This window comes from Streptomyces sp. NPDC040589 (assembly GCF_055594445.1).
In genome coordinates this window covers 439,446-462,012 of the sequence record NZ_JBVIWP010000005.1, presented here as the reverse complement: position 1 = coordinate 462,012, position 22,567 = coordinate 439,446, and the positions used below count along the sequence as shown (strand labels likewise).

The following is a 22,567-nucleotide window of genomic DNA, read 5'->3' as shown; positions in this document are numbered from 1 at the left end:
AAGGCTCCGCCCCTGGCACGACGCCCCCGACCCGGCCACCAGGACGGTGGCGGCGGGCGGGGGCGTCGTGGGCGGATGTGCGAGGCGGGGCTAGTCGGTCGTCACATCCGTCAGCTTCCAGCGCTGGTTCGACCCGGAGTTCGGCTGCCACACGCCGACGGACGCGCCGTCGTTGGTGGACTGGCCGGAGACGTCCGGGAGTTGACCCGTAGCGGCGTTGACGAGGGTCCACGTGCCGTCGCCGGTGGTGGACATGATCCACTCGGTGGCCTTGTCACGGCGGCCCTCGTCCGGCTCGGCGACCAGCTTGCCGTCGCGGATGGCCAGACGCTTGTCAGCGGACGTCTCGGTGAGGACGTACCGCTTGCGGTTGTCGCTCCCGCGGATCTGCTCCACCTTCCACTCCTGACCGCTCGGGTCGGAAGCGTTCGCGCTCCGGATGACCAGGCCCGTGCCGTTGTCGGCGATCGTGAGGTCCTTGCCGCTCTGGGCGCCGGTCAGACGGTAGGTGTGGCCCTTCCGAAGCTCCGCCGCGTCCTTGGCGGTACCGGAGACGCCCTTGACGAGGAAGGACGTCACGGACTGGGCGGGCACGGTGAGCGTGGCCTGCTTGCCGTTGACCCGGACGGCCTTCTGCTTGTCGAGCTTGCCGTCGGCGCTGGTCACCACGGGCGTGACGGTGGCGCGGGAGGAGACCCGGCCGAACTTGGACAGGTCGAGGGTGACCTCACGGGCCTCGGCCGTGCTGTTGACGTGGACGACCGTCGCCGCGTCGCCCTTGCGGGAGACCGCCGCCGTGCTGGACGTGTCGTTCGTCTTGATCAGCCGGTCGCCGGGCTTGATGTAGTGCGTGAAGTTACGGGCCGTGTCGAACTTGGTGTTCGTGTAGATCGGGCAGGACTCCAGCGTGTCCTTCGAGGTGCAGCTGAACGGGAGCTGGATCTCGCCCCAGTTGCCGCCCTTCGCGGACTCGCCGCCCGGCTTCATGTTGTCGTAGTCCTCGACCGGCTGCCAGAACACCCAGGCCTTGGGCTCCAGTTCGCGCAGATCGTCGACCATGCGCTGGGCAAGACCCAGCCCGGGCCGCATGTCCGTGAAGCTCTGGCCGTCGCCCCAGTCGCCTTCGACCTCGCTCATCCACAGCGGTTTGTCGGCGGCCTTGGCCAGGTCGCGGACGGTCGTACGCTGCCCGGTCCCGTAGGTGTGCACGTTCATCTGGTCGACGAGGTCGCGCACCTCCTGGGGGTAGGAGTTCCAGTTGGTGGCGAAGGTGCCCGGGTTGGTCTCGTCCATCGCGGAGATCTTCGCGTCCGACTTGGACTTCTGCAGCACGGGTCCCAGCGCCCGCAGCACCTTCTGCTGCATCTCGGGGCCTATGTGGGCGCCCTCCTGGCGTCCGCCGGTCGGCTCGCCGTCCGGGCCGAGCTTGGTACCCCAGTAGTCGGTGTTCGGCTCGTTGAACGCGTCGAGCGTGTCGACCTTGATGCCGTGCGCCTTCTCCAGCCGCTCGGTCGCGCCCACCAGGTACTTGGCGAAGTCCTCCACGGACTCCGGCTTGAGCTGGTCCTTGCCCGCGTCGAAGTTGCCGGAGACGTAGCCGCTCTCGGTCATGAACCAGGGCGGGGAGTTGCTGAAGGTCTCCCAGTGGGTGATGTCCTTCTTGATGCGGTCGACCCACCAGCGCTGCGTCTTGTCGGCGTTCTTGTTCCAGTCGCCGGAGTCCTCGGCGTCCCACCAGTCGACGTCCTCGCGGGTCGTGCCCGCCGGCGCCTTCCACCAGCCCTCGACGGCCCCGCCGGCCCGCAGGTAGTCCTTGACGTCCGGGGCGTTGCCGCCGCCGATGTTGTAGCGGGCGATGTTCAGCGCGAGGCCCTCGTCGCCGAAGAGGAGCTTGTAGAGCTTCTCGCGTATCGCGGGCGGGTAGTCGCCGGTGGCGTTGGCGAACCAGACCAGGCTGGTGCCCCAGCCCTCGAACTTCTCCCCCGAGTAGGAGGGGTCGGGCCGGACGGTGACCCCGGCCGCGGCGGTCTGAGACGCCGTCTCGGCGTGCGCGGCGGGCAGGGTGGTCGTGGCCAGGACGGTTCCGGTCGCCAGGGCGGTGACGCCGATGGCGCCGAGGAGCCTTCTCTTACGGGTGCGGTGTGCCATCTCGAGTACTCCAGGGCTCTGGTGCGGTGTGGCGCCTTCTCGTACGTTTTCCGCTGATTTCTGCTAGGCAATGTTTACGTAAACATCCACTGGCGGGATGTCTACACTGTCCGAATCTCAGGGGTCAAGGAGTCGTTCCGGACCTAATTTTTCGCGCCGGGTGCGCGGCGAGGGCAGCGAGGGGCAGGTGGGCACAGTGGACGGCGAGAGCGAACCCGGGAGCACCGGCGGCACGAGCCGTACGAGAAGGCGTACGGCCCGCCCCCGCCAGGGCGCGTCCATGGCCGACGTCGCCCAGCTCGCCGGCGTCTCCTCCCAGACCGTCTCCCGCGTCTCCAACGGCTTCCCCGGCGTCACCGAGGACACCCGCCGCCAGGTCCTGGCCGCCATGCGGGAGCTGGGCTACCGCCCCAACAGCGCGGCCCGGGCGCTGCGCCGGGGCGAGTTCCGCACCCTCGGCGTGATCACCTTCTCCCTCTCCACCATGGGCAACATCCGCACCCTGGAGGCCATCGCCACCTCCGCGGCCCAGCACGGCTACGCCGTCACACTGCTGCCCGTCGCCGTCCCCACCCAGGACGAGGTGAACGGCGCCTTCTCCCGGCTGGGCGAACTCGCCGTGGACGCCGTCATCGTCATCATGGAGATCCACCTGCTGGACGCGGCGACGGTCTCGCTCCCGCCCGGTGTGCAGGTCGTGGTGGCCGACTCGGACGCCGGCGACCGCTACACCGTCGTCGACACCGACCAGGCGGGCGGCGCGCGTGACGCCGTACGGCACCTCCTGGACCTCGGCCACGACACGGTGTGGCACCTGGCAGGACCCGAGGGCTCCTTCGCCGCCCAGCGCCGCGCCAACGCCTGGCGCGACACGCTGAAGGCCGCGGGCCGGGCGACGCCGCCCCCGGTCCGCGGCGACTGGTCGGCCGAGTCCGGCTACCGGGCCGGTCTGCGAGTGGCCGACGAGCCGGACTGCACGGCGGTGTTCGCGGCCAACGACCAGATGGCCCTGGGCCTGCTGCGCGCCCTGCACGAACGCGGCCGCCGGGTCCCCGACGACATCAGCGTCATCGGCTTCGACGACATCCCCGAGTCCGCGTCCTTCCTCCCGCCCCTCACCACCATCCACCAGGACTTCGCCCAGGTGGGACGGCTGTGTGTGGAGGGGGTGCTGGACAAGATGCGGCGGGACGGGGCGGAGCACGGGACGACGTTGGTGCCTACGCGGTTGGTGCGGCGGGAGAGTACGGGGGTGCGGCGGCGGTAGGGCCGTGAGGTCGACTCCGGTAGCCGGGGGCGTCTTCAGCGGGTCGGAGGGGTGAACTCGGGCAGCCTGGGGACGCGTTCAGCCGGTCGGCGGGTGGAACTCGGGCAGCCCGCAGGCGCGTTCAGCCGGTCGGCGGGGTGAACTCGGGCTGGTCGAGGACGCGCAGCCAGCTGCCGTCGGGCTGGCGCCGGACCACCTGCGCGCGGGCACCCGCCCCGTCGTTCGGCGGGGTCGACGTCAGGGCGATGTCGCCGCTGACCAACGTCGGCAGGGGCGCTTCCGGCTCGAAGCGGGGACGGTCGGCCAGCACCTTCTCCCACAGCGCGCGGATCGCCTCCCGCCCTACCGTCCGCTCACCGGGCGGATAGGCCAGGACCGCGTCCTCCTCGTAGAGCACGGCGACCCCGGCCGCGTCACCGGCGTTGGACCGCTCGACGAACAAGCGGGTGAGGTCCTCGGGCCGCAGGGCCTTGTCGTACTCCGGCATGGCGGGTCTCCTGAACGTCGTCGAGGTCGATGCCTCCATCCAGCGTGCTCACCCTGTGACCAGAAGTCCAACAGATGGATCTACTGGAAACTAGAATCCACAGTCATGGAACTGAGGCAGCTCGAATACTTCGTCGCGGTCGCCGAGGAACAGAACTTCACGCGGGCCGCCGAGCGGGTGCACATCAGCCAGTCGGGCGTCAGCGCACAGATCCGCCACTTGGAGCGGGAACTCGGTGCCGAGCTGTTCGACCGCTCGGGGCGCACCGCCACCCTCACCACGGCGGGCAGGGCGGCGCTCGACCACGCCCGCGCGACACTCGCGGCGGCCGGGGCGGTGGGCCAGGCGGTCGACGAGGTCACCGACCTGATTCGCGGTCAGCTCGTGGTTGGGATGGTCATCGGCTGCACCCTCACACCGCTGTTCGACGCGCTCTCCGCGTTCCACCGCGCGCATCCGGGAGTCGAGATCTCCTTGCTGGAGGACAACTCCGACCGCCTCGTCGAAGCGGTGCGCGCCGGCACCGTCGACCTGGCACTCGCCGGAACCGCGACGGCCGCCCCCGAGGGGCTGGAGGCGCTGACGCTCATCAGCGAGCGGCTGGTCGTAGCGGTGGCGGCCGGGCATCCTCTGGCGGAGCAGCGGCGGGTCGTTCTACGCGATCTGGTCGCCCACCCGATCATCTGCATGCCCCCGGGCACCGGCCTGCGCACGCTCTTCGACCGCGCGTGCACCGCTCAGGACCTCCACCCCACGATCGCCCTGCAGGCCAGCGCAGCCGACGCCATCGCGGACCTCGCGACCCGCGGCCTCGGCGTCGCGGTCCTCAGCGAGTCGATGGCCACGAGCTATGGCGACCGGGTCGTCGCCCGCCTCATCGACGACGTGACGGCACCGGCCCTGCTGGCACTGATCTGGAAGCGGACGCACGGGCCTGCGGTGCGTGAGCTGCTGGGGCATTGCGGGCGGGCGTTCGCGTGAGCCGGCTCCGGGTTCGTGAAGGACCCGCGCGCTACTGCCAGGTCGCGGTGTCGGGATCGATGCCGTGGGCGCGTGCGCTCGCGTCGACGACGCGGCGGAACCACGTGGCGAGGCCGGGGCGGATGCCGTCGTAGTGGGCGGCGAATCCCGGATCGGCCTCGTACATGCGGCCGAGACAGACCTGCATCTGCCTGGTGAGGGGAAAGTACGAGGCGAAGACTTCGCGGTGCCGCTCGACGAGTCGATTCGCTTCCGGGCTGCCAGGGGCGACGCCCGCGTCCAGCGCTTCCCCGAGGGCGCGTTCGAAGCCGGCGACGGCGTCGGCGATGTCCTGCCATTCCTCCGGACCGCGAGCGGCCGAGCGTTCGGCGTACTGCCGCCACTGCGTCGTGTCTCCGTAGCGCTCACGGGCCTGGGCGGGCCCGTCCGGGTCCCACTGCGGGCCGAAGATCGCGGCCTGCTGCTCGACGGTCAGCAGCAGGCCGCACTCGTGGGCCTCGATCATCCGGTCCAGTCCGGCACTGAGCCGCTGGAGGCGGTCGATGCGTTCCGCGACCTGGGTGCGCTGCGCGCGCAGCGCGCCGGGCACGTCCGCGTTCGTGTCGTCCAGGACGGCCCCGATCCTGTCCAGGCCGAGGCCGAGCTCGCGGTAGACGACGATGCGGTGCAGGCGTTCCAGATCACCAGCGGTGTAGAGCCGGTATCCGGCAGCCGTGCGCAGCGAGGGTCGCGCCAGACCGATCTCGTCCCAGTGGTGCAGCGCGCGGACCGTCACGCCCAGACGCGCCGAGACCTGACCGACGGTCAGGCCATCGGCGTCAGCGGTTTCAGGCATGCCGCTCATTGTCGTCACGACCGACGCCGGGTGGGGTGATCTCGACGGCTGCGAGGTTCCGTGCCTCCTGACTGTCCGGATCGAAGGGCTTCGCCGCGGTGAAGACGATCCGTGCGTTCTCGGGGGTGATCACCGCGATATCGCGGGTGTTCCAGGGAGTGTCCCGTGGACCGTCGACCGAGTCCGGGCGCACCGCACGGCAGGCCTCGACGAGGGAATCGACCTGGCCGAGCACGCACGCGAAACTGACGCTCATCGCCGGTGCCTCCTCCGGAACGCTCGCCGCCGGGACGAGGAGTACGTCCTGGAACGCCCACCGGCGCAGATGCACCACCTGGCCGGGGATGCCGAACAGCTCGAAGAACCCGAGCCCACGAGTCCAGAAGTCCACCGACGCCGCCAGATCGCTGGTGGGGATCGTCACGAAGGCGGGCATCCCGTAGATGCCACGGAACGGCTCCGGCGGAACCGCGTCCGGGCCGGGAGCGGGCACGGGGCTCATCTCGAACGCGTCGTAGTAGTCGCTCATGCACACCACCCTTCAGCCTCACGCGACGTGAGGGTCAAGCCGGACGAAAACCGGTGGAGCAGCGCCGCTGTGCGGGCGCTGAGCCCTCTCCGGGGACGGGGGCCTGTCCGGCAAGAGCCGCCGGACAGGCCCACGCCCCGTAGTCCCCCGTGTCAGTCGATGCGGGCGCACAGGTCGTCCGCATTCCCCCGGACGAGATGGACGGCCTTGTATCCGGTGGCGCTGATGTCCATCGTGTAGACGCCGTCGACGATGTACAGGCCGCGCGGCAGGGTGCCCTGGCCCTCCCCGACGCCGACGAACACCGGCCCGTGCACGGCCCAGAGCTGTGAGCCGTCGCGGCGGTACTCGACGACGGCCGAGCCGCTCGCGTCGGCGTCGTACGCGGCGCCGGTGTCGGTGTTCGTGACGCGGATGACCAGGTCACCCTTGTAGGCGACCCGGCGCGCGGAACCGTCGGGGTGAGTGCTCAGGACGAGCCGCACCACCTCGTCGACGACGGGCTCGCCGTGCACGGGGAAGTCGCAGCGCACGCCGGCGGCGACGTCCCACGGTGTGGAGGGTGCCGGTTCCCAGCCGGCTTCCGTAGTGGCCGTCGCGGCCGTAGCGGGCTGCGTCCCCAGGAGCGCGGCGGCGAGTGTGAGCATCGCGAGGGCGGTTCGGCGCATGGTTCTCCCTGGTCGGAGGGGTGGAAGGAGGGCTCGCCGCAAGGGCGTGCGCCAGTCTGGCCCCGGCCTCTGACCAAAGCCTCACCATCCTCGGCGTGGACACGGGGACTCCTTCCGCGTCCTGGGCGACACTGGTCGGGTGATTGTCGAACGTGCGTACGCCCACCTCTCCTCGTACGACGAGGACACCTGGCCCTGGTCGGTGCCCTGTGTCCGGCAGCTGCTCGACGAGGGGCTGCGCTTCACCGCACCGGTGACCTTTCTGGTCGGTGAGAACGGCTCGGGGAAGTCGACGCTGGTCGAGGCGCTGGCGGAGGGGTTCGGCCTTGACTCCTACGGCGGCTCCCACGACTGGCGCTACGCATCCCCGCGCGGCAAGTCGGTGCTCGGCGAGCGGATCAAGTTCGACGCGGCCTCGCGCGGGCGCCGCATGGTCACGAGCTGGTCGGCTCGCAAGGGCTTCTTCCTCCGGGCCGAGACCGCGCTGGACGCGCTGAACAGGGAGGGCTTCTCACCGGACTCGGTCAGCCACGGCGAGGGCTTTCTCGCGGCGTTCCGCGGGAAGTTCCTGCACGCCGGGCTCTACGTTCTCGACGAGCCGGAGGCGGCACTCTCCTTCTCCTCCTGCCTCGAACTGATCGGGCACATCGACCGGTTGGCCAAGGAGGGCGGCCAGGTCATCTGCGCCACGCACTCCCCGATCCTGACCGCCCTGCCGGGCGCGGACATCGTCGAGGTCGGCGAGCACGGCCTGCGCAGAGTCGCCTGGCGGGAGCTCGGCGTCGTGGATCACTGGCGTCGCTACCTCGCCGACCCGCACGCCTATCTGCGGCACATCACGGATTAGCGGCCAGCACTGCCGCGAGGCCCTCTCGCAGATCCTTGACGAAATACTCGGGAACCTCCAGCGACGGGAAATGCCCCCCGCTTTCGGGCGTCCTCCATCGGACGATGTGCCGGTACCGCTCCTGCGCCCAGGGGCGCGGACACTTCTCGACGTCGCGGGGATACATGGTGATCGCCGACGGGACGTCGACCCGGAGTTCGGGGTCCAGCGAGTTGTGGCTTTCGTAGTAGATGCGGGCCGCCGACGCGCCGGTCCGCGTCAGCCAGTACAGGGTGACGTCGTCGAGCACGCGGTCCATGGAAATCGTCTCGAACGGGCTGTCTTCGGTGTCCGACCACTCGGCGAACTTGTCGAGGATCCAGGCGAGAAGCCCGACCGGTGAGTCCACGAGCGAGTAGCCGATGGTCTGCGGCCGGGTCGCCTGCTGCTTCGCGTACGCCGCGCGGTGGCGCCAGAAATCGCGGGTCTCCTCGGCCCACTCGCGCTCGACCGCCGTCAGCCCGTGCGTCGACAACCCGGGCGGTCCCTCCGCGAACGTGGTGTGGATGCCGAGAACGTGCGCCGGGAACCTGCCGCCGAGAACCGTGGTGATATTGCCGCCCCAGTCTCCGCCATGGGCTACGAACTCGCTGTAGCCGAGCCTTCCCATCAGTTCCACCCATGCGGCCGCGATCTTTTCGGTTCCCCACCCGGTGGTGGCCGGCTTGTCGCTGTAGCCGAAGCCCGGCAGCGACGGGACCACGACGTGGAACGCCGGCGCGTCCGCGTCTTTCGGATCTGCCAGCTCGTCCACTGCGTCGATGAACCGGGCAATGCTGTCCGGCCAGCCGTGCGTCAAGAGCAGAGGAGTGGCATCCGCGCGCGCGGACCGGCGGTGCAGGAAGTGGATTCCCAGATCGTCAATGGTCGTGCGGAACTGACCGATCCGGTTGAGGCGCTCTTCGAACGACCGCCAGTCGTACCCGGTGCGCCAGTAGTTCACGACGTCGACGAGGTCGGCGAGCGGAACGCCCTGTTCCCATCGGCGAGGGCCGGGCGCGGCGCGATGGACCGTCTCGGCCTCCGGCAGTCGCGCCGCGGCCAGTCGAGCGCGCAGCTCGTCGAGGTCGGCGTCAGGTGCATGGGCTTCAAAGGCTTGCACGTCGCTGGTGGGAAGGGGCATGAGTCCTCCTGGCCATCGCGGAACCGGCTAAGACGGTTCTAACAGGCTCCCGAGCCGCGCTGCAACCCTCTAAGGTGGTTCCATGCCTGCTGGATTCCCTGACTTCCGCCTCGGCAGCGTGCTGGCGACCAGCTTCACGGGGACTCTCTCGGAGCGTCATGGCGACGCCGTGGAGCGCATTCCCACGCCGCGGCGACTCGTCGACTGGCTGGCGGTGTACGGCCTCGCCGTGGACTCCTGCACCCCTGCCCAGCTCGAACTCGCCCGGGAACTGAGGGAGTCGATCCACGCCGCCGCGACAGCGGCCGCGCTACGGGACGCTCTCCCCACGCCCGCTGTCCAGGTCATCAATGACCGCAGCGTCCAGGGCCGGGCCGCGGCGGTCCTGACGCCCGAGGGAGAGCGGCGATGGCGGCTCAGCTCGGCTTCCCGCGTGGAGGACGCCCTCGGCGTGATCGCCGCCGACGCGATCAGCATCATCGCGGGCGAACGAGACGGAAAACTGGCCTTGTGCGCGTCACCGACCTGCCAAGCCGCCTTCTTCGACACCAGCCAGAGCCGCACCCGCAAATGGTGTGACATGAACACGTGTGGGAATCGCCAGAAGAAGGCGCGCTTCCATGCCAAGCAGGCTGCCCGGTAGCCATGGATTTCCAGCTGCTCGGTCCGTTCGCCGTCCGTCACGAGGGACGGACGGTGCCGGTGGGCGGCCGCCGCCAGGAGCGGTGTCTGCTGGCGGTCCTGCTGCTGCACGCGGGCCGTGCCGTCGCGACCGAACGCCTCATCGACCTGCTGTGGGACGGCGCCCCGCCCGCCTCCGCGCGCGCCACCGTCCACACCTACGTCGGCCGGCTGCGCGCCGCGCTCAGACCGTACGGGGTGGCCGTCGAGAGCCGCCACGACGGCTACGCCGTAGAGCAGGGCCAACACCGCGTCGACGCACAGGAGTTCACGGCCCTCGTCGGACAGGCGGCCGCCGCCGGGGGCCCGGCCGAGCGGATCCGCCTCTACGACGATGCCCTCGGGCTGTGGCGGGGCGAGCCGCTCGCGGACGTGGCCGACGAGCGGCTGCGGACGCGGCTGGGCGGCAGGCTCGCCGAACTGCGGCTGTCCGCCCTGGAACAGCGGGCCGAGGCCCAGCTCGCCATGGGGCAGCACGACCGGGTCGCGGCGGACCTGACACCGCTGCTCGACGAGCACCCGACGCGTGAACGGCTGGTCGCCGCCCGGATGACCGCCCTGTACCGGGCCGGCCGCCAGGCCGACGCTCTGCGGCTGTACGACAGCACCCGCACCCTGCTGGCGACCGAACTCGGCGTCGACCCCCACCGTGAACTGCGCACCCTGCACGAGCGCATGCTGAGCGGCGACCCCCGGCTGGACCGGCCCCCCGGGCCCGTCTACGCGGTACGGGTCGGCGACCAGTGGCTGCCGTGGAGTACGAGCGGACACCCCGCGCTGGAGTTCTGCAACACCTACGCCGGGTGGGGCGGGGACCCGCTGCCCGGGTCGGACTGGCTGCGGGGCTATGCCGCGCTCGCCGTATGGGCCGGGCATCTGGACCTGATCGAGGAGCGGACGGTCGCCCGGCTGCGGGAACAGGCCGTACGGGAGCCCGCCGAGGCCGACGCCGCGCTCGACGAGGCCCGGCGGTTCCGTACCGACCTGTACGCCTGCCTGACCGATCCGCAGGACGGCCGGGCCTTCCAGGCGGTGGCCGGGGTGGTGGAGGACGCCGCGCGGCTCTCGGTCTTCACCCGGGGCGAGGACGGCCTGGGACGCTGGCGGCCGTCCCCCTCCGCCGGTCTGCGCCTGCCCCTCCTGGCGGTGGCGCGCAGCGCGGCCGAACTGCTTACCGACACCCGCCGCTTCACCGTCCGCGCCTGCTCCAGCCCGGACTGCGGCTGGCTGTTCCTCGACGAGAGCGGGCGGCGGAGGTGGTGCAGTCTGGCGACGTGCGGGGCCCAGCGGGTCTCGGGAGCCCGGTGACAACGGCCGGCATCAGACGCGGTGTGTGTTCCCGAGGGGCCGCCGGAACCGGTCCGTAGCCGCCACCACGGCATCCGTCGTGGCGTCCCCGGACAGCCCGTGCCCCTCCCCGCCGATCAGCACGAGCTCCGCGTCCGGCCACACCCGCGCCAGCTGCCACGCGATGTCCGAAGGCCCGCTGATGTCCATCCGCCCGTGGACCATCACACCCGGGATGCCGGCCAGCTTCCCGGCGTCGCGCAGCAGGGCCCCGTCCTCCAGGAAGCCCGCGTGCCGCCAGTAGTGCGTGACGAGGCGGGCGAAGCGCATCCTGAAGTGCGGGTCCTCGTAACGGGGATCGGGCTTGTGCCCGGGGTGCGTGGACACGTGCACGTCCTCCCAACGGCACCACTCCCGCGCGGCCCGCTCCCGTACGGCCGGATCGGGGTCGGCGAGCATCCGGGCGTACGCCTCCACCAGGCTGCCGTCGCGCTCCCCCTCGGGTATGGCGTCCCTGAACCGGGCCCACTCCTCGGGGAAGATCCGCCCCATGTCCCGCGTGACCCACTCCACCTCGCGGCGGCTGGTGTTCGTGACGCTGAACAGGACCAGCTCCGACACGGATCCCGGGTGCTGCTCGGCGTAGGCCAGCGCGAGGGTCACACCCCAGGAGCCGCCGAGGACCAGCCACTCCTCGATGCCGAGGTGCCGCCGCAGCTGCTCGACGTCCGCGATCAGATGCTGGGTGGTGTTGGCGGCGAGCGAGGTCCGCGGATCGGCGGCGTCGGGGGTGCTCCGCCCGCACCCGCGCTGGTCGAGGAGCACGATGCGGTACGCCGCCGGGTCGAACAGCCGCCGCCAGAACGGCCCCACTCCGGATCCCGGCCCGCCGTGCAGGACGAGAGCGGGCTTGCCCGCGGGATTCCCGCAGGTCTCCCAGTAGACGCGGTTGCCTTCGCCGACGTCGAGCATGCCGTGCTCGTACGGTTCGATGGGGGGATGGAGCTCGGTCATGCGGGACACACCCTCCCGATATGTAACAGCGCTGTTAGATTAGCAGGATGAGAGACGCCCCGGATCCGGCCGCCGTAGGAACACTGCTCCGCCACGTCCTGGAGCTGCTCGACGGCGACGTGGCCAAGATCTACGAGGAACAGGGCCTCCCCGAGTACCGACCCCGCTTCTCCCCGGCCGTACGGGCCCTGCTGGCCGAAGGCCCGCTGTCCGTGGGCGACTTGGCGGCAGCGATCGGCGTCACACACTCGGCCGCGAGCCAGACCGCGTCCCAGATGGCCCGCGCGGGCCTCGTCACCCACACCCCCGACCCCCTGGACGCCCGCCGCCGCCTGATCGACCTGACCCCGAAGGCCCACGCCCTGCTCCCACGGATCGAGGCGGAGTGGGAGGCCACGGCGGCGGCGATGGCGGAACTGGACACGGAGCTGTCGATGCCGCTGGCGGAGTTGCTGGGGGAGGTGGCGGACGCGGTGGGGCGGCGGCCGTTTCGGGAGCGGGTGGGGGGCGGTGTATCGGGGTCTGGGGGTGAGGGTCCTTCGTGAGCCGCGGGAATGATCGGCAGACGGCGTCTACCGGCCCTGTCCACACGGTGGTTATTCCCCGAGAAGGCTTCAGTGGCGCGTATCCCCCGCCAGGATGGTGCCGATGATCAGGGAGGCATGCGATGCCGCCGAACGTGCCGCCGCCCGCGTTCACTGACCTGCTCGCCGGCGAGCTGGTGCGCTGGCTTCCCCGGCGGTGAGGTCTCCGAGGACCCGGCGGCGGTGAAGCTGTGCGCCGAGGCCTTCGAGGCCGTGTGGTCACGCGCCGTCCCGCATGACCAGTACGAGATCCACTGACCCGCCCGGAGGGCAGGGACGCGGCGTACGGTGACTGCGTGGCAAACGAAGACCTGGGACGAACCTTGCGCCGCTTGCGTCGTCTGGCCTCTTTGACGCAAGAAGAGCTGGCCGAACGCTCCGGCGTATCCGTCGACGTGATCCGTCAGCTCGAACAGGGACGGAAGCACTCGGCACGCCTACCCACACTGCACGCCTTGGCCAACGGCCTGGGCGTGGAGCTGACCACGCTGCTGGGAGATCCGCCTGCGGTCTCCTCCACAGGTGAGAACGACGGGCCGCGCTTCGTCGCCGTGCGCCGCGCCATCATGCCCGTGCTCTGGGGGCCGGAGCCGGAACCACCAGGTCCCGGCTTCTCGCTGGAGCGGCTGCGCGAGCAGATCGCGGACGGCTGGACGCAGTACCACGCAGCCGAGTTCGACACGGTGATGAAGGCATTGCCGGACCTGATCTCGGACGCGCGTACCGTCACCGCTTCGGACCGCGACGACGATCGCAAGGCCGGTTTCGCGGCCCTGGGCAAGGCACTTCAGCTCGCCGGACACGTCGCCGTGCGGATGGGCAAGACGGACCTCGCCCTGACGAGCCTGGAGCGGGCCATAGAGGCCGCGGGGCAGTCCTCCGATCCACTGCTCGTGCCGATGATCGTCAACTCCACGGCGTGGACCTACCAACGGCAAGGGCGCCTTGAAGACGCGTTGAGTATCGCGCTCCGTGCCGCTGACGATGTGGCGGATGCCGGGCTGGCCGAGACGACCGACGGGCTGAAGGTGTGGGGCGCGCTGACCATGAGCGCCGCCACGTCCGCCGCGCGCAGCGGCGACTACAAGCGCGCGGCGGCGATGATGGAGACGGCGGAGAAGGAAGCCGGACGGGTCTCGAAGCTGCCCGACGGCGGCGACAACCGCATGATCAGTGTCTTCAGCCCGTCTTCGGTCCGCATCGAGCGTGTGCGTCTGGCCGTTCAGTACGGACACCCGCACGATGCCCTGGCGCTGGCCAAGGGGATGCGGCTGAGCAAGGACACCCCACCGTCCTGGCGGACGTGGCTGTTGCTGGACGTAGCCCGCGCCCACACGGACATCGGGGACGCGGCCGGAGCGGTGAAGACCCTGGAGTCCCTGCGCCGGGTGGCGCCGACGTGGATGCAGCACCACACGCTGGCCGTGGCCATCGTGCGTGACCTGTGGGCGCTTCCCAAGCACCCTGCGGGACTGCGTCCGTTGGCGGAGTTTCTGGGGGTCGTCGCCTAACGTGGTGAAAGTGGGACGTTACACCCCTGTCAGCGTCCCCGGCATGTCGCTTACATGAGCGGACAGCGCCCCGGCGACCGCGCGAACGGTCCCGGGGCTCAGCCGATCCGAGAAAGCAGACCGACATGCCGCAACCTACAACGCGGGCGCGTCCTACCGGCTGCCCCGGGTACTGCGAGACGCTGCCGCGCAGGCCCGAGAGCGTGGGCACGGCTCGGCGCCTGGTGCGCGTCGCACTGGCCGCCTGGAGTCTGGACGACCTTGCCGACGACGGCGTACTGATCGTTTCCGAGTTGGTGTCCAACGCGGTCCAGCACGCCCGAAGCCGTTCCATCCGTGTCACCGTCACCCGGCCCGAGACCGTGCGGGTGCGCATCGGCGTCGTGGACAAGTCCAAGCGGTTACCGGAGGTCAGGGAGCCACGCCAAGGAGACGAGAACGGGCGCGGCCTCGCGCTCGTGGGAGCGCTGGCGAAGGACTGGGGCACCGATCGACTGCCGTGGGGCAAGCGGGTGTGGGCAGAGCTGCACGGGGAGGAACACGCATGACCCGCGAGCGAAAGGCCTGGGTGGGCGACCTGATCCACGACCAGGTCGCCGACCGGCGCGGCGTCGTCACGGATGTACGCGGCGGCACTGTCTGGGTGCTGCGGCCGGAGTGCGGACCGGGGCAGTGGACTTCCCGGCAGCCGGAGCGCCTGGTCGTAGTGAAACCCCGCGAAGAGAGGGGGCCGCAGCCCCGTGCGCGTGGAGGAGCGGACCAGCCTCGGAAACGCACGGACGCCCCAGGCCGAAGCGGATGAGCCACTCGGAGACGGTCACTCGCTCCCGGGCTCCAGGCGCATGTCGAGATGCTTGTCGATGAAGCCGTTCATGAACTCCACCCCGAAGGCATGGGTCTCCGGAGAGACGTCAGAGGGCGGCTCGCCGAACCACAGGACGGTCTCCGGACTGCGCTCAGCCTCAGCGAGCCACGAACGAAGCCTGTCGACACGGCCTCCGCTCAGCCGGACCAAGGCCTGATGAACCCGTTCACGTTCCGCGCCCTCGTACAGATCAAGGAGTTCCAGCGCACTCGCAGTCTCGTCGCGCGAGAACGTGGCGTCGCACAGCTGCCGTGTTGCCAGGGACACCGCCATGCCCGTCATCCTGCCTATCGCGGACATCGGCAACAACGGTCAGGATCGGCCGAACAGCCAGGACCGGCGACACGGAGGGGCAGCAGCGCCAGGTGATGGATCCCTCACGGACCCTTCGCGCAAAGCCCTGGCCCCACCACCCCGCCCGCCCCGATCGTGGGCACCATGGACGATCACGGTGAAGAGCGCGACGAGGTCCGCCGTTTCTGGGGCCGCCTCGGGCTCCCCGGCCTCGTCGACGTGCACACGCACTTCATGCCCGAGCGGGTCCTGCGCAAGGTCTGGGAGTACTTCGACGGGCTCGGGCCGCTCACCGGTGGGATGGAGTGGCCGATCACCTACCGCGAGGAAGAGGCGGAACGAGCCCGGATACTGCGGGAGTTCGGCGTACGGGCCTTCACTGCGATGCTCTATCCGCACAAGCCCGGCATGGCCCCCTGGCTGAACGGCTGGGCGGTGGACTTCGCGCGTCGTACGCCCGACTGCCTGCACACCGCGACCCTCTTCCCCGAGCCGGGGGTCGACGCGTATGTCCGGGAGGCCGTGGAGGCGGGGGCGCGGGTGTTCAAGGCGCATGTGCAGGTGGGGGCGTACGACCCGGCCGACGAACTGCTGCGGCCGGCCTGGGGAGTGCTGGCCGAGGCCGGGATCCCCGTGGTGATCCACTGCGGGTCCGGGCCCGCGCCCGGCGAGCACACCGGGCCCGAGCCGATCGCCCGGGTACTGGCACAGCACCCCCGGCTGCGGCTGATCGTCGCGCACATGGGGATGCCCGAGTACGAGGAGTTCCTCGACCTCGCCGAGCGGTACGAGGAGGTGCGGCTGGACACGACGATGGCGTTCACCGACTTCAGCGAGCGGCTCGCGCCGTTCCCCGGCCGTGCCCTGACCCGGCTGGCCGGGCTCGGCGACCGGATCCTGCTCGGCTCCGACTTTCCCAACATCCCCTATCCGTACGTGCACCAGCTCCAGGCTCTGGAGCGGCTGGGACTCGGGGAGGACTGGCTGCGGGCCGTGTGCCACGACAACGGGGCGAAGCTCTTCAACCTGTGAGGCCCGGATCTCGGGTGAACAACGCCGCAACAACCGCTGGGTATTGGAGAGATCGCGTAAGAGAACACCCACAAGGGGGCCCGCGAGGTCACTCCCGCTCCCTTTCCCCTCCCGAGTGAGCTAGAAACTTCAACGAACCGGGCCGCACCACACCAAGGGGTGCGCCACGGCACTCGCGCCCTAGGGGAACACACAGTGACCACACCAGCTCACGGATCCGGCCGGTCCGGCTCCGGCACCGGCTCCCGGGCACGCAGACGCCTCCCGCGCCTGAGGATCGCCATCGCCGCCGCCGTCTCCTTCGCCGTCGCCGGAACCGCCGCCCAGGTGATGGCGGCCCAGCCGGACGAGACCGGCAAGCAGCCGGCCGTGCCGTCCCTCGCCTGGTCCGACTGCCAGGACGGCTTCGAGTGCGCGAACGCCGACGTGCCGCTGGACTACCGCGCCCCGCAGGGCAGGACCATCACCCTGGCGGTCATCCGCAAGAAGGCCGCGGACCAGGCCAAGAAGAAGGGCACCCTCTTCCTCCAGCCCGGCGGGCCCGGCAACTCCGGCGTGGACTTCGTGCGCGGGAACTACGCCGAACTGCCGGCCTCCCTGCGCGACTCCTTCGACGTCTTCGGGTACGACGTACGCGGCGTCGGGCGCAGTTCACAGGTCCAGTGCTGGGACGACCCGACGTACACCCGGGCCATCACCGCGGCCAAGGGCGTCCCCGGCCCGGACGCCTACGAGCCCGCCGTGCGCCAGGCCGCCGAGTTCGACCAGGCCTGCCAGGACAACGCCGGCGACCTGCTGCCGTACGTCGGCACGGAGTACGTCGCCCGGGACATCGACCTGCTGCGCCAGGCCCTCGGCGAGAACCGACTGACCTACTACGGGCGGTCGTTCGGCTCCTACATAGGCACCGTCTACGCCGCCCTGTTCCCCGACCGGGTGCGTGCCCTCGCGCTCGACGGCGCCTACGACCCCGAGCACTACGCGAACCAGCCGTACGCCTACGACCGGCCCCAGTACCTGGCCCTGGACGGCGCGATGAGCCGCTTCCTCGACTGGTGCAAGGCGGACCAGGCCACGTGCGGGTTCGGCGACGGCGACCCCCGGGCCGCGTTCGAGAAGCTCAAGGCCGACCTCGACGCCGACCCCGTACCGACCGCGAACGGCGGGCAGGCGAACGGCTACACCCTCGTCTACCGCATCCTGTTCAACATCAACGAGGGCAAGGTCATCTGGCCCTCGCTCGGCGAGGCGCTGCGCAAGGCCCAGCAGCGCGACAACACCTCGTTCCTGCTCCGGCCGCCGTCCGCGGCCAGCTACGACTTCCTCAACCCGAACGTCGTCGTCGAGTGCACCGACAAGGCCTACCCGCGTGACGCGGCCCTGCTGAAGCGGAAGGTGACCGACTTCGCCAACGCGGCGCCCCTGCTCGGCCCGGCCCTCGCCTACGGCCCGCCGCTCTACGACCACCAGCACGCCACCGCCTGTGCCCAGTGGAAGGGCGAACAGGTCAGCCGCTACGACGGTTCCTTCCGCGCGAAGGGCTCCGCTCCGATCCTGGTCGTCGGCAACACCGGCGACCCGGACACCCCGTACCAGGACGCGGTGGCCCTGTCCCGGGAGCTGGACAACGGCCGGCTGCTCACCTTCAAGGCCGAGGGGCACACCGCCTTCGGGCGCAGCGCCTGCGCGACGGACGCCGTCACGAGCTACCTGGTGGACCTGAAGGTCCCGGCGCGCGGCACGACCTGCGCGGACGAGACCCAGCCGCCGTCCTCCACGCCGAAGGTGGCCCCGCCCGGCACGACCCTCGGCGAACTCCGCAACGGCGTCAACGAGCGGCTCGACCGCCTCGGCGTCCTGCGCTGACCGACTCCGCACGACGGCACCCCGGGTGCCGGGCCGCACCACGCCCGGCACCCGGGGTGTTCGCGTATCCCGGTGACTCCGACCTCTTGACCCGCCTTCATGGCGGCGCGTACAACTGCACTCGCCACCGGAAGAAAACGGTTACTACCACTTACTGCCGCGCACCACTTACCGCAAGGGAAAGGTCCCTCACGATGAGAGCTTCGGGAGAACGGGCCCGCCGGGAGGTGCTCAAGGGCGCGGCCGCCGGTGCCGGGCTGGCCGCGGCGGGCATCGTCACCGCGCGACCCGCGTACGCCGCCGACAGCCGACCGGACCGACCGGACCGACCGGACCGACCGGACCGACCGGAGAGCGTGACCGCCCGCAGGGGCGGCACCTCCATCACGCTGTCCGTCACCCACGGGACGCTCCGCTGGTCCGCCCGGCGGGACGGCCGGACGGTGATCGGCACCTCCGCCCTCGGTATCCGGCTCGCCGACGGCACCGTCCTCGGCAGCGACGTCCGGGTGACCGGAAGGCGGCACCGCACCCGCCGCTCCACCTGGACGCCGGTCTACGGGCGCAACGCGACCGTCACCGACCACTACCAGGAGCAGCGCTGGGACCTGAAGGACAAGGGCACGGGCATCCGCTTCGCCGTCGAGGTCCGTGCCTACCGGACCGGCGTCGCCCTGCGCTACGTCCTCCTCGACGCCGACGACGCGACCACCGCCACCATCACCGACGAGCTGACGACCTTCGCCTTCCCGGACGGCACCACCGTCTACAGCGCCCGCGACGAGAACGCCTACGAGCCGGTGGCCCCGGGCTCCATACCCGTCACCGGCACCGCCACCACGGACAACGGCCCGCTCACCGACCTCCCCCTGGCCGCCACGCTCCCGGACGGCCTCATCGCCTGTGTCTGCGAGTCCGCGCGCGTCGACTACCCCCGCCTGATGCTCGGTTCGGTCGACGACGAGCCGAACACCCTCTCCGCCTTCCTCATGGAGCACACCGCCCGGGGCACCGGCCCGGTGGAGACGGCCTGCACTGTCGACACGCCCTTCGCCACACCGTGGCGGGCCGTCGTCATCGGCGCCACCCACGCCGAACTCGTCGACAACGCCGAACTGGTGCTGAACCTGGCCCCGCCGAACGCCCTCCCCGACGCCTCCTGGATCAAGCCCGGCAAGGTCTTCCGCTGCGAGCTCACCACCGCGGCCGGACTGACGGGCGTCGACTTCGCCGTGGCCCGCGGGCTGGAGTACATCGAGTACGACGCCGGCTGGTACGGCCCGGAGTTCACGACGCCCGACGCGACCGGCCCGATCGCCGCGATCGACCTGCCGTCGGTCATCTCGTACGCCACGAGCAAGGGCATCGGTGTCTTCCTCTACGTCAACCGGCTGGCGCTGACCGACGCGGACTCCCTCTTCGGCCTCTACAAGAGCTGGGGCGTGCGGGGCATCAAGCTCGGGTTCATCAACGACGGCACCCAGTCGATGACCGGCAAGATCATCGACTGGGCGAAGACGGCGGCCAAGTACGAGCTGCTGATCGACATGCACGACGACGTCCGGCCGTTCGGCTACGAGCGGACCTTCCCGAACTGGATCAGCCTGGAGGGCGTGCGCGGCAACGAGCAGTTCCCGACCGCCACGCACAACGTGACGCTGCCGTTCGCCCGCAACATCGGCGGCCCGATGGACTACACGATCTGCTACGGCCAGTCCCGCGACAAGACGACCAACGCCCACCAGATGGCCATGGCCGCCGTGTACTACCAGCCCCTCAACTTCCTTTTCTGGTACGACAAGCCGTCCAAGTACGGCAACCCGGCCAACTGGCCCGGCCTGCCCTGGTTCAACGCCGTTCCCACGACCTGGGACGAGAGCCGTACCCTGGCCGGCTCGATCGGCGAGTACGTCGCGGTCGCCCGGCGCAGCGGGTCCGTCTGGTACCTCGGCGCCATGACCGACGAGTCGTCCAGGACGCTCACCCTCCCGCTGTCGTTCCTCGGGCGCGGTACGTACACGGCGACGGTCTACGCCGACGGCACCCCGGGCGCGAGCCCGTACCAGACCCCGGTGGTGGTCAGCACCCGGACCGTGACCCGGGCCGACACCCTCGACGTGGCGATGGCTCCGGCGGGCGGACAGGCGGTCGTGCTGAAGCCCGGCTGAGGCTGAGGAGCGTGGGGTTTTCCCCAGGGTCGCCGTCCACCGACCGGTGGACGGCAGGTTCAACCGAGTGCCTCTGTCCGTCAACTGCCCTGCTCAGCAACCCTTTTGGGCATGAAATCATTGACTGTGCGCGTGGCGCGCTGGAGCGCGCGGCACCCCTGGCGGGCGATCGTCGGCTGGCTGGTGTTCGTGGTGTTGTGTCTGGGCGTCGGCGGTGCCGTCGGCACGAACAGTGCGAAGACGGCGGACTACCGGGTCGGTGAGGCCGGGCGGGCCGAGGCCCTCGCCGCCGAGGCCCATCTGGAGCGGAGGTCCGCCGAGCAGGTGCTGATCTCCTCCCGTTCGGGCCGTGCTCTCGACCAGGGCGCCGCCCGGGCCGCGGCGAAGGATCTCACCGAGCGGATGCGGCGACTGCCGGAAGTGGCGGGCGTGGCCGACCCGTTGTGGTCCGAGGACCGGCGGATCCTGATGGTCGAGGTGTCACTGAAGGGCGAGGAGCGGGACGCCAAGGACAAGGTCGACGCGCTCGTGGCGCAGACCGCGGCGGTGCAGAAGGGGCACCCCGGGCTGCTGCTGGAGGAGACCGGGAGCCCGTCCGTCAGCAAGGGGGTCGACCAGCAGCGCAGTGACGATCTGGCGCTGTCCGAGGCGATCACCCTGCCCGTCACCCTGCTCACACTGCTGGTCGTGTTCGGGTCGGTGACCATGGCCGGGGTGCCGTTGCTGCTGGCGCTGTCGTCGATCGCGGCGGCGGTCGGCCTCTCGATGGTCGTCTCGCATGTGTCGCCCGACGCCGGGGTCGGCACGAACGTCATCCTGATGATCGGCCTCGCGGTCGGCGTCGACTACACGCTCTTCCATCTCAAGCGCGAGCGGGAGGAACGGGCCCGCTCCGGCGGGCGGCTGTCCTCCGAGGCACTGGTGGAGCTGGCCGCCGCGACCTCGGGCCGGGCGGTCGTGGTCTCCGGGATGGCGGTGGTCGCCTCGACGGCGACGCTGTATCTCGCCTCCGACGTGATCTTCTCGTCCCTCGCGACCGGCACGATCGTGGTCGTCCTGGTGGCGGTGGCGAGTTCGCTGACGGCCCTGCCCGCGCTGCTCGTCAAGCTCGGGCAGCGGGCGGAACGCCGGGCGCGGCGCCGGGCCGAGCGCGGGAGGCCCGTACGCCGGGTGCGGGGTGAGCGGGGCGGCGGCCGGGTGTGGAGTGCCCTGCTGCGGCCCGCCGCCCGGCACCCCCTGGCCACCCTGTGCGTCTCGGTCCTCGCCCTGCTCGCCCTCGCCGTCCCGCTGGCCGGGCTGAAGATCACCGAGATGAGCCGGGACACCCACTCCCGTGACATCCCGGCGATGCGGGTGTACGACCGGCTCAACGAGGCGTTCCCTGAGCAGCGGGTGACCCACCAGGTGGTCGTGCGTGCGGATGCCTCGCGGTCGGCGGAGGTCGTCGCCGCGCTGAAGGAAGTGGCCGGGCGGGCGGAGGACGACCGGCTGTTCACCGGGGCGTCGCGGATCCGGACCTCGACCGACGACCGCACCAGCACCCTCGAACTGAAGGTGCCGTACCTCGGCAACTCCGACGAGGCCTACGACTCCCTCGACCGGCTCCGGGACGACTTCCTGCCCGCGACCGTGGGCCGGATCAGCGGCGCCGAGTACGGCGTGAGCGGCGACGTCGCCCGCTACGCCGACTATCCCGCCCACCAGAACGGCAAACTGCCCCTGGTGCTGGGCGCGTTGCTGCTGGTGACGTTCGCGATGACCGTGTACGCGTTCCGCTCGGTCGTGCTCGGACTGCTCGGCGTCGTCCTGAACCTGCTGTCCGCGGCGGCGGCGCTCGGGCTGCTGGTGCTGGTCTTCCAGGGGACGTGGGCGGAAGGCGTGCTGGACTTCGACTCCACCGGGTCGATCGGGTCGCGGGTGCCGCTGTTCCTCTTCGTGATCCTCTTCGGACTGTCGATGGACTACCAGGTGTTCGTGGTCAGCCGGATCAGGGAGGCGGCGCTCGCGGGCGTGCCGACGCGGCAGGCGGTGCTGGACGGGATCAGGTCCTCGGCGAGCGTGGTGACCAGCGCGGCGGTGGTGATGACGACGGTGTTCGCCAGTTTCGTCTTCCTCCACATCATCGAGATGAAGCAGATCGGCTTCGTCCTGGCGGCGGCCGTGCTGATCGACGCGTTCGTGGTCCGGGTGATGGTCCTGCCTGCGGCGATGCTGCTGCTGGGCGAGGCGAGCTGGTGGCCCTCGCGCGCGGTGCGGCGGGCGCTCGCCGTCCCGGGATTCGTCCCGGAGGATGTCCCGGGGAAAAGGCCCGCCTCCCGTCCGGAGGCCGACGTACGTTGAT

20 protein-coding genes and 1 pseudogene are annotated in these 22,567 nt (G+C 70.7%); 13 read left to right on the top strand and 8 right to left on the bottom strand.

What is annotated here, in order from left to right:
- Positions 1-90: 90 nt before the first annotated feature.
- Entirely contained in the window at positions 91-2,148 is a 2,058-nt protein-coding gene (locus tag ACZ58V_RS24910) for a glycoside hydrolase (protein WP_471292363.1), read from the bottom strand.
- Positions 2,149-2,428: 280 nt separating this feature from the next.
- Here ACZ58V_RS24910 and ACZ58V_RS24905 point away from each other — a divergent pair, with 280 nt between their 5' ends.
- Positions 2,429-3,415: a LacI family DNA-binding transcriptional regulator gene (locus ACZ58V_RS24905; protein ID WP_471292701.1), complete on the top strand. Its 987-nt coding sequence runs from the start codon at positions 2,429-2,431 to the stop codon at positions 3,413-3,415.
- 121 nt (positions 3,416-3,536) lie between these two features.
- On the opposite strand, the gene ACZ58V_RS24900 is transcribed toward ACZ58V_RS24905, so the two are convergent.
- Positions 3,537-3,902 carry a YybH family protein gene (locus ACZ58V_RS24900; RefSeq protein WP_471292360.1) on the bottom strand — a complete coding sequence of 122 codons (366 nt, stop codon included), beginning with the start codon at positions 3,900-3,902 and terminating at the stop codon, positions 3,537-3,539.
- Between the two features lie 105 nt (positions 3,903-4,007).
- Between ACZ58V_RS24900 and ACZ58V_RS24895 the strand changes: the two genes are divergently transcribed.
- Positions 4,008-4,883: a LysR family transcriptional regulator gene (locus ACZ58V_RS24895; protein WP_471292358.1), complete on the top strand. Its 876-nt coding sequence runs from the start codon at positions 4,008-4,010 to the stop codon at positions 4,881-4,883.
- A 31-nt stretch (positions 4,884-4,914) separates the two neighbouring features.
- On the opposite strand, the gene ACZ58V_RS24890 is transcribed toward ACZ58V_RS24895, so the two are convergent.
- From ACZ58V_RS24890 to ACZ58V_RS24880, 3 genes are all read right to left on the bottom strand, one after another.
- Positions 4,915-5,718, bottom strand: a complete 804-nt coding sequence (locus tag ACZ58V_RS24890) for a MerR family transcriptional regulator (protein WP_471292355.1) — start codon at positions 5,716-5,718, stop codon at positions 4,915-4,917.
- Positions 5,711-6,247 carry a VOC family protein gene (locus ACZ58V_RS24885; RefSeq protein ID WP_471292352.1) on the bottom strand — a complete coding sequence of 179 codons (537 nt, stop codon included), beginning with the start codon at positions 6,245-6,247 and terminating at the stop codon, positions 5,711-5,713. Before ACZ58V_RS24885 ends, ACZ58V_RS24890 begins: the two co-directional genes overlap by 8 nt.
- Before the next feature lie 152 nt (positions 6,248-6,399).
- Positions 6,400-6,915 carry a hypothetical protein gene (locus ACZ58V_RS24880; protein ID WP_471292350.1) on the bottom strand — a complete coding sequence of 172 codons (516 nt, stop codon included), beginning with the start codon at positions 6,913-6,915 and terminating at the stop codon, positions 6,400-6,402.
- 139 nt (positions 6,916-7,054) lie between these two features.
- Between ACZ58V_RS24880 and ACZ58V_RS24875 the strand changes: the two genes are divergently transcribed.
- Positions 7,055-7,762 (top strand): AAA family ATPase, encoded by a 708-nt coding sequence (locus ACZ58V_RS24875; RefSeq protein ID WP_471292347.1) that lies wholly within the window; start codon positions 7,055-7,057, stop codon positions 7,760-7,762.
- Here ACZ58V_RS24875 and ACZ58V_RS24870 read toward each other — a convergent pair.
- The gene (locus ACZ58V_RS24870) at positions 7,752-8,924 is read right to left on the bottom strand and encodes an epoxide hydrolase family protein (RefSeq protein ID WP_471292345.1); all 1,173 of its coding nucleotides are present in this window, start codon (positions 8,922-8,924) and stop codon (positions 7,752-7,754) included. The two genes, ACZ58V_RS24875 and ACZ58V_RS24870, sit on opposite strands and share 11 nt — an antisense overlap.
- 82 nt (positions 8,925-9,006) lie before the next feature.
- On the opposite strand from ACZ58V_RS24870, the gene ACZ58V_RS24865 reads away from it, so the two are divergent.
- Both ACZ58V_RS24865 and ACZ58V_RS24860 read left to right on the top strand, forming a co-directional pair.
- Entirely contained in the window at positions 9,007-9,567 is a 561-nt protein-coding gene (locus tag ACZ58V_RS24865) for a CGNR zinc finger domain-containing protein (protein ID WP_471292342.1), read from the top strand.
- 2 nt (positions 9,568-9,569) lie between these two features.
- Entirely contained in the window at positions 9,570-10,913 is a 1,344-nt protein-coding gene (locus tag ACZ58V_RS24860) for a BTAD domain-containing putative transcriptional regulator (protein WP_471292339.1), read from the top strand.
- Between the two features lie 12 nt (positions 10,914-10,925).
- Here the strand turns inward: ACZ58V_RS24860 and pip are convergent, their stop codons facing one another.
- On the bottom strand, positions 10,926-11,906 hold the full coding sequence (pip, locus tag ACZ58V_RS24855) for a prolyl aminopeptidase (RefSeq protein WP_471292336.1): 981 nt from the start codon (positions 11,904-11,906) through the stop codon (positions 10,926-10,928).
- Positions 11,907-11,953: 47 nt separating this feature from the next.
- On the opposite strand from pip, the gene ACZ58V_RS24850 reads away from it, so the two are divergent.
- The 4 genes and pseudogenes from ACZ58V_RS24850 (at position 11,954) to ACZ58V_RS24835 (ending at position 14,549) form a co-directional block, all read left to right on the top strand.
- The gene (locus tag ACZ58V_RS24850; protein WP_471292333.1) at positions 11,954-12,451 is read left to right on the top strand and encodes a MarR family winged helix-turn-helix transcriptional regulator; all 498 of its coding nucleotides are present in this window, start codon (positions 11,954-11,956) and stop codon (positions 12,449-12,451) included.
- A gap of 192 nt (positions 12,452-12,643) precedes the next feature.
- A pseudogene (locus ACZ58V_RS24845) lies at positions 12,644-12,748 on the top strand (DUF6879 family protein); the annotation flags it as partial.
- Positions 12,749-12,786: 38 nt separating this feature from the next.
- Entirely contained in the window at positions 12,787-14,001 is a 1,215-nt protein-coding gene (locus ACZ58V_RS24840) for a helix-turn-helix domain-containing protein (protein ID WP_471292330.1), read from the top strand.
- A gap of 125 nt (positions 14,002-14,126) precedes the next feature.
- Positions 14,127-14,549 carry an ATP-binding protein gene (locus tag ACZ58V_RS24835; RefSeq protein ID WP_471292327.1) on the top strand — a complete coding sequence of 141 codons (423 nt, stop codon included), beginning with the start codon at positions 14,127-14,129 and terminating at the stop codon, positions 14,547-14,549.
- 269 nt (positions 14,550-14,818) lie between these two features.
- On the opposite strand, the gene ACZ58V_RS24830 is transcribed toward ACZ58V_RS24835, so the two are convergent.
- Positions 14,819-15,139: a hypothetical protein gene (locus tag ACZ58V_RS24830; RefSeq protein WP_471292325.1), complete on the bottom strand. Its 321-nt coding sequence runs from the start codon at positions 15,137-15,139 to the stop codon at positions 14,819-14,821.
- A 165-nt stretch (positions 15,140-15,304) separates the two neighbouring features.
- Between ACZ58V_RS24830 and ACZ58V_RS24825 the strand changes: the two genes are divergently transcribed.
- The 4 genes from ACZ58V_RS24825 (at position 15,305) to ACZ58V_RS24810 (ending at position 22,566) form a co-directional block, all read left to right on the top strand.
- Positions 15,305-16,192 carry an amidohydrolase family protein gene (locus tag ACZ58V_RS24825; protein WP_468192972.1) on the top strand — a complete coding sequence of 296 codons (888 nt, stop codon included), beginning with the start codon at positions 15,305-15,307 and terminating at the stop codon, positions 16,190-16,192.
- A gap of 195 nt (positions 16,193-16,387) precedes the next feature.
- Positions 16,388-18,058 carry an alpha/beta hydrolase gene (locus ACZ58V_RS24820; RefSeq protein WP_468192973.1) on the top strand — a complete coding sequence of 557 codons (1,671 nt, stop codon included), beginning with the start codon at positions 16,388-16,390 and terminating at the stop codon, positions 18,056-18,058.
- Between the two features lie 194 nt (positions 18,059-18,252).
- Positions 18,253-20,226 carry a glycoside hydrolase family 97 protein gene (locus tag ACZ58V_RS24815; protein WP_471292321.1) on the top strand — a complete coding sequence of 658 codons (1,974 nt, stop codon included), beginning with the start codon at positions 18,253-18,255 and terminating at the stop codon, positions 20,224-20,226.
- Positions 20,227-20,337: 111 nt separating this feature from the next.
- Positions 20,338-22,566 (top strand): MMPL family transporter, encoded by a 2,229-nt coding sequence (locus ACZ58V_RS24810; RefSeq protein WP_471292319.1) that lies wholly within the window; start codon positions 20,338-20,340, stop codon positions 22,564-22,566.
- Position 22,567: the final 1 nt, after the last annotated feature.

Coding starts and splice junctions, on each gene's coding strand:
- ACZ58V_RS24810 (WP_471292319.1), top strand. CDS start 20,338: ATGAAATCATTGACTGTGCGCGTGGCGCGCTGGAGCGCGCGGCACCCC.
- ACZ58V_RS24890 (WP_471292355.1), bottom strand. CDS start 5,718: ATGCCTGAAACCGCTGACGCCGATGGCCTGACCGTCGGTCAGGTCTCG.
- pip (WP_471292336.1), bottom strand. CDS start 11,906: ATGACCGAGCTCCATCCCCCCATCGAACCGTACGAGCACGGCATGCTC.
- ACZ58V_RS24860 (WP_471292339.1), top strand. CDS start 9,570: ATGGATTTCCAGCTGCTCGGTCCGTTCGCCGTCCGTCACGAGGGACGG.
- ACZ58V_RS24835 (WP_471292327.1), top strand. CDS start 14,127: ATGCCGCAACCTACAACGCGGGCGCGTCCTACCGGCTGCCCCGGGTAC.
- ACZ58V_RS24895 (WP_471292358.1), top strand. CDS start 4,008: ATGGAACTGAGGCAGCTCGAATACTTCGTCGCGGTCGCCGAGGAACAG.
- ACZ58V_RS24815 (WP_471292321.1), top strand. CDS start 18,253: ATGAGAGCTTCGGGAGAACGGGCCCGCCGGGAGGTGCTCAAGGGCGCG.
- ACZ58V_RS24905 (WP_471292701.1), top strand. CDS start 2,429: ATGGCCGACGTCGCCCAGCTCGCCGGCGTCTCCTCCCAGACCGTCTCC.
- ACZ58V_RS24910 (WP_471292363.1), bottom strand. CDS start 2,148: ATGGCACACCGCACCCGTAAGAGAAGGCTCCTCGGCGCCATCGGCGTC.
- ACZ58V_RS24900 (WP_471292360.1), bottom strand. CDS start 3,902: ATGCCGGAGTACGACAAGGCCCTGCGGCCCGAGGACCTCACCCGCTTG.
- ACZ58V_RS24880 (WP_471292350.1), bottom strand. CDS start 6,915: ATGCGCCGAACCGCCCTCGCGATGCTCACACTCGCCGCCGCGCTCCTG.
- ACZ58V_RS24850 (WP_471292333.1), top strand. CDS start 11,954: ATGAGAGACGCCCCGGATCCGGCCGCCGTAGGAACACTGCTCCGCCAC.
- ACZ58V_RS24825 (WP_468192972.1), top strand. CDS start 15,305: ATGGACGATCACGGTGAAGAGCGCGACGAGGTCCGCCGTTTCTGGGGC.
- ACZ58V_RS24870 (WP_471292345.1), bottom strand. CDS start 8,924: ATGCCCCTTCCCACCAGCGACGTGCAAGCCTTTGAAGCCCATGCACCT.
- ACZ58V_RS24865 (WP_471292342.1), top strand. CDS start 9,007: ATGCCTGCTGGATTCCCTGACTTCCGCCTCGGCAGCGTGCTGGCGACC.
- ACZ58V_RS24830 (WP_471292325.1), bottom strand. CDS start 15,139: ATGGCGGTGTCCCTGGCAACACGGCAGCTGTGCGACGCCACGTTCTCG.
- ACZ58V_RS24885 (WP_471292352.1), bottom strand. CDS start 6,247: ATGAGCGACTACTACGACGCGTTCGAGATGAGCCCCGTGCCCGCTCCC.